Origin of the sequence: Chryseobacterium sp. JM1 (assembly GCF_000737715.1) — a bacterium.
Lineage (GTDB): Bacteria > Bacteroidota > Bacteroidia > Flavobacteriales > Weeksellaceae > Chryseobacterium.
Map to the genome: position 1 here is coordinate 1 of NZ_JPRN01000028.1, position 9,781 is coordinate 9,781.

Annotated in this window: 9 protein-coding genes; 7 read left to right on the top strand and 2 right to left on the bottom strand. The window is 37.5% G+C overall.

Features of this window, described 5'->3' with window-relative positions:
• Both IW22_RS24710 and IW22_RS23310 read left to right on the top strand, forming a co-directional pair.
• Window positions 1-831: RHS repeat domain-containing protein (locus IW22_RS24710; RefSeq protein WP_034732106.1), on the top strand; the 831-nt coding region annotated here is incomplete at its 5' end.
• Window positions 828-1,373, top strand: a complete 546-nt coding sequence (locus IW22_RS23310) for a hypothetical protein (RefSeq protein WP_034732108.1) — start codon at window positions 828-830, stop codon at window positions 1,371-1,373. The genes IW22_RS24710 and IW22_RS23310, both read left to right, overlap by 4 nt.
• 217 nt (window positions 1,374-1,590) lie before the next feature.
• Here the strand turns inward: IW22_RS23310 and IW22_RS23315 are convergent, their stop codons facing one another.
• Window positions 1,591-2,475, bottom strand: a complete 885-nt coding sequence (locus IW22_RS23315; protein WP_034732115.1) for a hypothetical protein — start codon at window positions 2,473-2,475, stop codon at window positions 1,591-1,593.
• A gap of 278 nt (window positions 2,476-2,753) precedes the next feature.
• Here IW22_RS23315 and lpdA point away from each other — a divergent pair, with 278 nt between their 5' ends.
• From lpdA to IW22_RS23335, 4 genes are all read left to right on the top strand, one after another.
• Entirely contained in the window at window positions 2,754-4,142 is a 1,389-nt protein-coding gene (gene lpdA / locus IW22_RS23320; protein WP_034732119.1) for a dihydrolipoyl dehydrogenase, read from the top strand.
• Window positions 4,143-4,171: 29 nt separating this feature from the next.
• A complete protein-coding gene (locus IW22_RS23325) occupies window positions 4,172-4,786 on the top strand; it encodes a PH domain-containing protein (RefSeq protein ID WP_034732120.1) in 615 nt (204 codons plus the stop codon).
• A 77-nt stretch (window positions 4,787-4,863) separates the two neighbouring features.
• Window positions 4,864-6,804, top strand: coding sequence for a prolyl oligopeptidase family serine peptidase (locus IW22_RS23330; protein WP_051891383.1), 1,941 nt, complete (start codon window positions 4,864-4,866; stop codon window positions 6,802-6,804).
• A 107-nt stretch (window positions 6,805-6,911) separates the two neighbouring features.
• Complete coding sequence (locus IW22_RS23335) at window positions 6,912-7,835, top strand: hypothetical protein (protein WP_034732121.1); 924 nt, start codon at window positions 6,912-6,914, stop codon at window positions 7,833-7,835.
• Window positions 7,836-7,910: 75 nt separating this feature from the next.
• On the opposite strand, the gene IW22_RS23340 is transcribed toward IW22_RS23335, so the two are convergent.
• Window positions 7,911-8,501, bottom strand: a complete 591-nt coding sequence (locus IW22_RS23340) for a GNAT family N-acetyltransferase (protein WP_081874024.1) — start codon at window positions 8,499-8,501, stop codon at window positions 7,911-7,913.
• A gap of 147 nt (window positions 8,502-8,648) precedes the next feature.
• On the opposite strand from IW22_RS23340, the gene IW22_RS23345 reads away from it, so the two are divergent.
• Complete coding sequence (locus IW22_RS23345; protein WP_034732123.1) at window positions 8,649-9,449, top strand: patatin-like phospholipase family protein; 801 nt, start codon at window positions 8,649-8,651, stop codon at window positions 9,447-9,449.
• The last annotated feature ends 332 nt before the right edge of the window (window positions 9,450-9,781 follow it).

Genomic DNA, 9,781 nt, shown 5'->3' on the forward strand with positions numbered 1-9,781 from the left:
AATGGAAAAGAGCTTCAAACCGAATCTGGTATGTATGATTATGGAGCGAGGTTCTATATGGCAGATTTGGGAAGATGGGGTGTTGTGGATCCGCTGGCGGAGAAGATGAGAAGATATAGCCCTTATAATTATGCGTTTAATAATCCTATTAGGTTTATTGATCCGGATGGTATGGCTCCAGACGATATTATAACTACCATTTTAAAATCAACAGTTACAAAAGGAGCAGATGGTAAATCAGAATTGATACAAAGAGATGTAAATGTGAAAATGACTTTGACAATTGTTAATTTATCCGGTTCTGATTTATCTAAGACGATGTTTAACAAAAAATCTGGAAGTGTTAGTATAAATGAGTTTGAAGGTACTGGAATCAGCTCTTTTAACAATAATACTACAGTTGCAATGGATAACATTAAAAATTTTGATGTTCAATATAAAGTTGTTACAAGTATGGATGATATAGGCAAAAATGATCACGTTTTGTTGATAGGAAATGAAATTAAAAATAGTGATGGTGATGTTCTTGGTAGAGGGCAAAGCCCAGGAAGAGTGTCAGCAGTTGAAGCAGCAACAATTAAAAATGGGACCTTTAATGAAGTCGTAAAACATGAATTTGGGCATAATATGGGCATGAAACACTCTCCAAATGATAAAGGGCTTATGAGGGCAGAAGGTACAGGGCAAACTTCTGTAGCTCCACACCAAAGAGGAGAGATAGTGTCTGGGGCAATTGGAAAACAGAAACAAGTAAAGACTTATTCTGGTGGGTATTCAACTTCCTCAGTGAGTGAAGCTAAAAAATTTAAAACGGCAAACATACCTAAATGAAAAAAATCGTTATAATAACTTTTGGCTCTTTCTTATTAAGTTGTAATAATAAAAAAGAAGAATTAAAAAAAGAAAATATAGGAATAGTTAGCTTTGAAGTTCCTATAAATTGGAAGAAGACAGATATCAAAGGTATAGACTCAAAAATCACAGCTTTTATAACATCTGGTTCTGATACAGTTTATTTTGAATATGGAGCTTACAATAATCCATTTAATGAATCGAAAATTATTGTTAATGATAGTTTGATCTATAAAACTTTAAAAGAAAATTCTAGTGAGGAAAGTATAGTATTTTCAATTAATAAAGAACTAGATAATAGTCAAGGAATTTTTTTAGATAATTATTACTATTATGATACAATCGGTAATCATTTAGCAAAAGTTATGCTGCCTAAGAAAAGTGATAAAGGGCAAATGGGTATATATTTCGAAAATGTTGATGGAAAGAAAAATAACTTTTCTGTTTATACACTTCATCCATTAAAAGGAGTTGATAGTTTGAATTTTTTCAGATTAAAGAAATCAATTCAAATAAAGTAATACTCGAAGTCCCTCCCAACTGGTGCAACCATCACTAGTATCTCAGATAAAAACAAAACCACTGTAAAATTGCAGTGGTTTTTATTATGCTGAATCTTGTGAATAATAGAAACCATACCTAAAAGGATCATTTAAAAAAAGGAAATGCATAAAAATTAATAATGATGTAGAGGCTGCCCATTTTGGGCAGCCTCTACATCATTATTTCAATATAATTCTAGTATAACTTTCTCGCCAGCAGCAAATTCAGTAGGAAAGTCCCTGTCCAGTTACTGTTATTGCCTCCGTTTACACCTATAAAGTCGATACGGGCAACAGATACCGTAAGTCTTGTTTTTCCTGATACATTGGCCAGACTGACAAACGAAGCAGTAAAAACATCAGGAAAACTGGAGTTGTTTCCCGCGGTTAAAATCGGGTACATATTGGTGACATTGAAAGCCGGGCCTTGGTATTCATACACGATGGTCATTCGGCTGGTATTGGAAAAGGAGGCTGTGTGACCATAGGTTGTGGAAGCTTTGCTGATCACCCACCACGAATCTGTTCCGGTTCCTATATCATAAGACGTTACCGTATGGTTAGTCCAGTCACTGACTCCCGGACTGCCATTCCCGTGAGGAGGAATAGAAAGCTGTACCCCGTAAATGTCTACATTGCTGGGTTTCGGAAGCACGGTAAAGGAGAGATCCCAAGTTCCTCCCGTTGTATTGCTGTTATTCACCACTTCAGCATAAGCACCCGTAGGAATTACAAAAGAGGTAACCGGCGTATTATCGATTCTCAGGGTATTCCCGCTGGATGCCTGGAGCGTAATGCCGGATGCAGAGATATTCTTTATTTTATAGATTCTTCCCGTATAGCTGCTCGTTCCGGTTCCGATGACAGGAAGGGTAAATGTAGCATTGGCCGCTCCGTCATATGTAATGTAGTGGTCTGTAGCCGTAATATTGTACGAAGTAGCCGTGATTTGCTTATAGTCGGCTCCCAGAGATCCCGCAACAGCTAATGTACTGTTGGGGGTCGTGGTCCTAATACCAACTTGTGCATTGAAGAATAAACTGCATAAAAGAAAAGCGAAAATTAAATTCTTTATTTTCATTTGTTTGGATTTTCAGCAAAAATAAAGAAAAATATTATACTGTATTCATTTACAAATGATTATTTTACTTATTTTAATAGTACATCACTGTAACGTGATGTTTTTGTGTGAATTTAAATTTTAGAATAGTATTTAATATTTGATTAAAAAAATGCGTTTATGGAGAATAGGTTCCCTGGCAGCCGGCGAAATCAAGTTAGTGTTCAGTGAAATATGAAATGGCAGAACATAAAACATCCAATATTTTTCCTTAAATTCGCATAAAAATTTTTAAAATAATGAACTACGATATCATTGTCATCGGAAGCGGTCCTGGCGGTTATGTTACAGCGATCAGAGCAGCACAATTGGGTTTCAAAACTGCAATTATCGAGAAAGAAAACTTAGGAGGTATCTGCCTGAACTGGGGATGTATTCCTACGAAAGCTTTATTGAAGTCTGCGCAGGTTTTTCATTATATCAACCACGCTGAAGACTATGGTCTGAATAAAGTGGAAGCTAGTTTTGAATTTCCAAACGTGATCCAGAGAAGCCGTGGGGTAGCCAGCAAAATGAGCAAAGGAATTGAATTCCTGATGAAGAAGAACAAGATCGATGTGATTCTTGGTACAGCTACAGTTCAGAAAGGTAAAAAAGTGTCTGTTACAGATAAAGACGGTAAAGTAACTGAATATGCAGGAGAACATATCATTATCGCAACAGGAGCACGTTCAAGAGAACTTCCAAACCTTCCTCAGGATGGTAAAAAAGTAATCGGATACAGACAGGCATTATCTCTTCCTGAGCAGCCGAAATCTATGATTGTGGTAGGTTCCGGAGCTATCGGGGTAGAATTTGCTGATTTCTATAATACAATGGGAACTAAAGTAACCGTTGTAGAATTTATGCCAAACATCGTTCCTGTAGAAGATGAAGAAATTTCTAAGCACTTAGAAAAATCTCTTAAGAAGACAGGAATCGAGATCATGACCAATGCATCTGTAGAAAGCGTTGACACCAGCGGTGAAGGCGTAAAAGCTACTGTAAAAACAGCGAACGGAACCATTACCCTTGAAGCTGATATTCTACTTTCTGCTGTAGGAATCGCTGCCAATATCGAAAATATCGGATTGGAAGAAGTGGGGATCCAGACAGATAAAGGAAGAGTTTTGGTCAACGAATGGTACGAAACTTCAGTTCCGGGTTACTATGCAATCGGTGATATTATTCCTACGCAGGCTTTAGCACACGTTGCTTCCGCTGAAGGAATCACTTGTGTAGAAAAAATCAAAGGAATGCATGTTGAGAAAATCGACTATGGCAATATCCCTGGATGTACATACTGTCACCCTGAAGTAGCTTCTGTAGGTCTTACAGAAAAGCAGGCTAAAGAAAAAGGATATGAGATCAAAGTAGGTAAATTCCCTCTTTCTGCAAGTGGTAAAGCTACTGCTAACGGAAACACAGACGGTTTCATTAAAGTAATTTTTGATGCTAAATACGGTGAATGGTTAGGATGCCACATGATCGGAGAAGGCGTTACAGATATGGTTGCAGAAGCAGTGGTTGCCAGAAAACTGGAAACGACAGGTCATGAGATCATTAAATCGATCCACCCGCACCCAACAGTTTCTGAAGCCATTATGGAAGCAGCAGCTGCAGCTTATGGGGAAGTGATTCACATCTAATTCAAACATAACTAATAACGTATTCAAAGATGTTTAAAAAACTTGCTGCAGAAGCACTGGGTCTTGGTGATATCGGGAAAATTATCCCTTCTCAGGACTATGACAAAGTAGACTCGGACGACTATATTTTATCGGAAGATAATGAAAGGATTTTCTTCTTAATCAAATCTAAAAGAGATGAATACTGCTTTACCAACAGAGCATTAATTCATATCGACGGAGCCAGCGCTCTGGACAAAAAGAGGATTTTAAGAAGGTACGAATATTATCAGTTTCCTTTTTCCAATATAGCACTACAAACTGCGGGAACCATTGATCTTGACGTGGAAATTTCATTCCATATCGGAAATGTTCCGTTGATGATCAGTGTAAGCAAAGGTCAGATCGATCAGTTAAAAGATCTTTACAAAGCTCTTTTGGCGATTCAGCAGGAAGTACACCATAATCAGTCGATTTTAGGGTTCTCTGTAGACAGCCTTCAGAAAGCAATTACAACAGTTGCGGCCGGAAAGCAGGAAAATGTATCCAAAAGCCAGGAATTGCAACATGTGAATGAATATGTTTTCAACTGGTCCAGGAGCAGCTATGAGAAATACAATCAGAAAGATTTCTCGGCCATCTTTGAAAAGTATATCAATAATTAAGAAGATCTTACCTCTTAATATACAGCCACAGACATTTCGTCTGTGGTTTTTTTGTAAATTCAGGAAAAATTTTAAAAATGAAGAACAACTATATCATTCTTGCTCTGTCATTGGCCGGACTCCTCTCTGCGCAGACGAAAAATGAATTTGTAAGCCCCAACGAAAACCTCATTGCCGAGAATATTCTACCGATTCCTAAAAATCTGAATCAGGCGATTAAAAAATATTCCGAAAGCAGAAATGCAGGGGTTGCAAGCATTCATCCCAATGGGAAAGAAATCATTGCAGTAACCCGTTTTGCTTCTACCAACCAGCTTCATAAAATCTCTGTTCCAATGGGAGCGAGAAAACAGATCACATTCTTTGATGAACCGGTCAATTCAGCATCTTACGAGCCTGTAAAAGGAGAGTACCTGATTTATACCAAAGATACAGGAGGAAATGAATTCGGGCAGCTTTTTAAGCTTGATCTTAAAACCCTGGAATCCAAACTGCTTACCGATGGCGGAAGATCTCAGAACGGCGGGATGAAGTGGAAAAAAGACGGTTCAGGATTTTATTTCTCATCTACGAAAAGAAACGGTGGCGACAGGGATATTTATTATATGAATCCTTTAAAACCTGAAGATACACAGCTTATCCTTGAAGTAAAAGGCGGTGGCTGGGGAATCTCTGACCTGTCTGCGGACGGTAAAAAGCTTTTGATTGGAGAATATGTTTCTGCCAACGATTCTTACCTGTACATCTATGATCTCGAAACCAAAAAGCTGGAACCTATTACCGACCGGAAAGAAAAAGGAGTGGTGCAGGGCGGTGCTTCTTTCAGCAAAAACCCGGATGAAATTTTCTATGTGACAGACCGGAATAATGAATTCAGCAGACTGGCAATTTTAAATTTAAAAACAAAAAAGACCGAATATCTGACGTCATCCATCCCATGGAACGTTGAAGATTATGATTTGTCTGAAGATCAGTCTAAGATTGCTTTTGTAACGAACGAAAGTGGAATTAATAAATTATACATTCTTGATACAGCAACCAAAAAATATGCACCGGTAAGTCAGATTCCGGTTGGATTGATTGGAGGAGTGAAGTTTTCGAATGATGGAAAATCGCTTTATTTTTCAAGATCTGCGGCCAATTCCGGATCGGATGTTTATAAAATGGATATGGCCAGCCAGAATATTGAAAGATGGACGGAAAGTGAGCAGGGTGAAATGCAGCCGGCAGACATGTCCGTTCCCAAACTGATCGAATGGAAAAGCTTTGATCAAATGAAAATCTCTGGATTCTATTATCCTGCACCTTCTAAATTTACAGGAAAAAGGCCGGTGATTATTAACATCCATGGTGGTCCGGAAGGGCAATCTATGGCGTCATCTATAGGTTCTTCCAACTATTTTACCAATGAAATGGGTGTTGCCATGATTTACCCTAATGTAAGGGGATCTTCAGGCTTCGGGAAAACATTCATTGCAGCGGATAACTGGGATCTGAGAATGAATTCCGTGAAAGATATCGGAAGCCTTCTGGACTGGATTGCAAAACAGCCTGAACTGGACAAAGACAGAATTATGATCATGGGTGGAAGTTACGGTGGTTTTATGACCCTGGCTACCGCTTACGAATATGCCGATAAAATCAGATGTTCTGTAGACATCGTTGGAATCTCCGATTTCAATACCTTCCTTAAAAATACGGAAGAATACAGAAGAGATCTGAGAAGAGTAGAGTATGGTGACGAAAGAATCCCTAAAATGGCTGAATTCTTTACGAAAATTGCTCCTCTGAATAATATTGACAAGATCAAGAAACCGATGTTTATCATCCAGGGAACCAATGACCCGAGAGTTCCGGTGACGGAAGCTGTTCAGATGAGAGACAAGCTAAAAGCTCAGGGCAAAACAGTCTGGTATCTCGAAGCTAAAAACGAAGGCCACGGATTCAGAAAAAAAGAAAATGTAGATTTCCAGAGACTTGCGGTGATCCGTTTTATGCAGGAATATCTGTTGAAGTAAATGTAAATAATGTACCCGGCAATTTGCCTTTACCTTATTTTTGTATCTGTTTGGTTATTTGGGAGAAGAAATGTCAGCTTTAATTATTAAATGTTTATAATAAGATCATGAATAATAATATAATTGTCATCTTTTTACTTTTTCTTACTAATTGTAAAACTAATCAGACAGGTACAAAATTAAATACAGAACCCATTATTATTTCGGGTTTTACAAATCCTGAGAGCGTTTGCCAGGACGGGAATTCTTTATATGTTGCTAATATATCAGGTTCCGGTAAAAAAGGGTATATCAGTAAAGTTAATTTAGCAGATCCCTCGGTTAAAGATACTCACTTTTTACCTGCTGATAATCAGTTTATTCAAGCAGACGGTCCTATGGGTACCATCGTTGTTGGAAATAGTCTGTACATGGTGTGCGGAAATCTGGTTATCGGATTTAATCTTAAAACCCGGCAGAAAATTTTTGAGTTTAACGTACCTGATACTAGCCGCCTTAATGATCTTTGCTATGTAAACGGCTCGTTATATCTGTCCTCTACAGATCTTGGAAATATTTTTGAACTTAACTTAAAAAATAAATCCTGTAAACCTCTTATCACGGATGAAAATGAACGCAAAAAACTGAATGGAATTAATGGATTGGTTTATGATGCAAAAAGAAATCGTTTTTTTGCAACGGCCAATAAAAATAATACGGCTCCATCCAGCTTAATAATGATTGATTTTAAAACTAAAAGAATAGATATTATTTTCGAAAAGGAAAAAGGTTTATTTTTGGATGGAATGACAATCTCTGACCAGTCTCTGTATTTTGTGAATTGGAATAAGCAGCTATTTTCAATCGTAATCTCAAAATTAACAGAGGGAACTGTCCTTTCACCAATTAAAGATATCGCCCTACCTTCTTTAATCGTTAATAGTGAAGGTAATGGAACTTCTGATATAATATTAAGCAGGGATAAAAAAAACTATATCTATACTTTATTCAGTAAGGGACAAATCGTTATTTCGCCTGTAAAAATTAATTAGGAAGGACTTATTTATACTCTATTCTGTTTGAAAAGGTTATCCAAGATAAATTAATGAAATTAAAAGCAATCTAGTCTATGATTTCTTCTTTTTTTTGAAGGATAAAATATAAAAGTCAAATACTTCTTTTCCTATCCTGAATTCATGCTCTCCGGTATGTTTAAACCCATTTCGGTCATAAAATTGAACGGCTCTTTCATTAGATTTTAAGACGGATAGCCACAAATGGGTTTTATCAGATGTCATAAAGGAATTCATAAGCTCATTCATCAGTTGTTTTCCTATTTTTTGGTCTAAAAATTCTCTCAGGACGTAAATTTTCTGCAGCTGTGAGGCATTTTCGGTTTTAATACTTTCCGTATTGGAATGTGTCTTTAACTTGGCATAACCTACAGGAAGTTCGTTCCAGAAAGCGATCCAATACAGACTGTTTTCTTTCTGCAGACTGGCTCTTATCTTGGATACATCGAATGTACGTTCGTAATACTCAAATAAATCCTTCTGGTCTCTGAAGTATTCCGAAAAGGTTTCGGTAAAAGTGATTCTTCCCAATAAAGCAATATGTTGGGCATCTTCGGTGCTTGCCCTTCGTATTTGTATTATAGCTCCTATGAGTTTAATTCTATAAATTTCGAAAATCAATAGCAGCCACGCAATCCAAAACATGAGATAATTTTAAAATAAATACTATTTTTTGAAAACGTCAGGATTTGAATAGAGCTCTGAACTGGTTTACGTGTCAGAATAGTTCTAAAATAAGAGATTTCTAAAATTTAACCTCGTTTTCTCACCCCGATTCCTTACATTTATTCTATGAATTTTGAGAGAACAGGACTGGTTTTGTCTGGAGGCGGTACCAAAGGGATTGCCCATGCAGGAGTGTTGAAATTCTTGAACGAAAAGAAAATTGATGTAGATGTGCTGTCCTGCTGCAGTGCGGGATCTATTGTGGGATGCCTGTATGCGGTCGGGAAAACGCCGGACGAAATTTTGGAGTTCTTCAATTCAGTGTACTTTTTCAACTGGAAACATTTTACTTTTAATCAGCCGGGGCTGGTTTCTTCCGTTATTTTCAGGAATTATCTTAAACCTATTTTCCATGATATGAAACTGGGTGACCTGAACAAGGAAGTGAAAATTGTAGCCACAGAACTGGTTTCCGGAACCGAGAAAATATTTGACGAAAACTTCAAAGTCGTAGATGCTATTATTGCATCATGCTCCATTCCCGGAGTGACGACACCTTACATCATCGGGGATGAAATGTATTGTGATGGAGGTGTCCTGAACAACTTTCCAGCAGATATTATCAGAGAAGAATGCGACAAGCTGATCGGTGTTTTTGTTTCTCCTCCCCATAACATTGATATCAACGACTTAAAATCAATCAAAGCCATTGTTTCGCGTTCTTATGACCTTCTTTCCTACAGAATAGAAAAAGGAAAATTCGATTATTGCGACTGGTTTATTTCCTCCCAGAAGCTGTCCAGTTATGGAACATTTGAGCGTAGAAAAGACCGTTTAGAAGAGATTTTCAATGTCGGTTACCAGGCGGCAGAAGAAAGCTATGAGACAAGCCGTTTCCGATCTGAACTGCGCCAATCGGGAAGTTGAGATTGCAGGTTTGAGAGTCGGAGAGTTTTTGGGTTTGAGATTTGGGTAGATTTGCTAGTTGCTAGTTGCTAGTTGCTAGTTGCTAGTTGCTAGTTGCTAGTTGCTAGTTGCTAGTTGGAAAATTTTCGACGAAAGTCTCATGTCTGAACTCTGATATCTAGCTGTAAATCCCTAAATAGAGTTGACCGTATTATTCTTTAATATCTCGTTGTTAAATATATTCAAAATAGGTTTATTAAATTTCATATTTTGTCTGCAATTCTCTTCAAATTTTTGAGGAGAGATTCTTCCAATTGCATTATGAGGTCGTTTGGTATTATAATGGTTGACCG

What these genes read in the sequence shown, in the direction of transcription:
- IW22_RS23330 (WP_051891383.1), top strand. Translation starts at nt 4,864, where the DNA reads ATGAAGAACAACTATATCATTCTTGCTCTGTCATTGGCCGGACTCCTC.
- lpdA (WP_034732119.1), top strand. Translation starts at nt 2,754, where the DNA reads ATGAACTACGATATCATTGTCATCGGAAGCGGTCCTGGCGGTTATGTT.
- IW22_RS23310 (WP_034732108.1), top strand. Translation starts at nt 828, where the DNA reads ATGAAAAAAATCGTTATAATAACTTTTGGCTCTTTCTTATTAAGTTGT.
- IW22_RS23325 (WP_034732120.1), top strand. Translation starts at nt 4,172, where the DNA reads ATGTTTAAAAAACTTGCTGCAGAAGCACTGGGTCTTGGTGATATCGGG.
- IW22_RS23340 (WP_081874024.1), bottom strand. Translation starts at nt 8,501, where the DNA reads ATGTTTTGGATTGCGTGGCTGCTATTGATTTTCGAAATTTATAGAATT.
- IW22_RS23335 (WP_034732121.1), top strand. Translation starts at nt 6,912, where the DNA reads ATGAATAATAATATAATTGTCATCTTTTTACTTTTTCTTACTAATTGT.
- IW22_RS23345 (WP_034732123.1), top strand. Translation starts at nt 8,649, where the DNA reads ATGAATTTTGAGAGAACAGGACTGGTTTTGTCTGGAGGCGGTACCAAA.
- IW22_RS23315 (WP_034732115.1), bottom strand. Translation starts at nt 2,475, where the DNA reads ATGAAAATAAAGAATTTAATTTTCGCTTTTCTTTTATGCAGTTTATTC.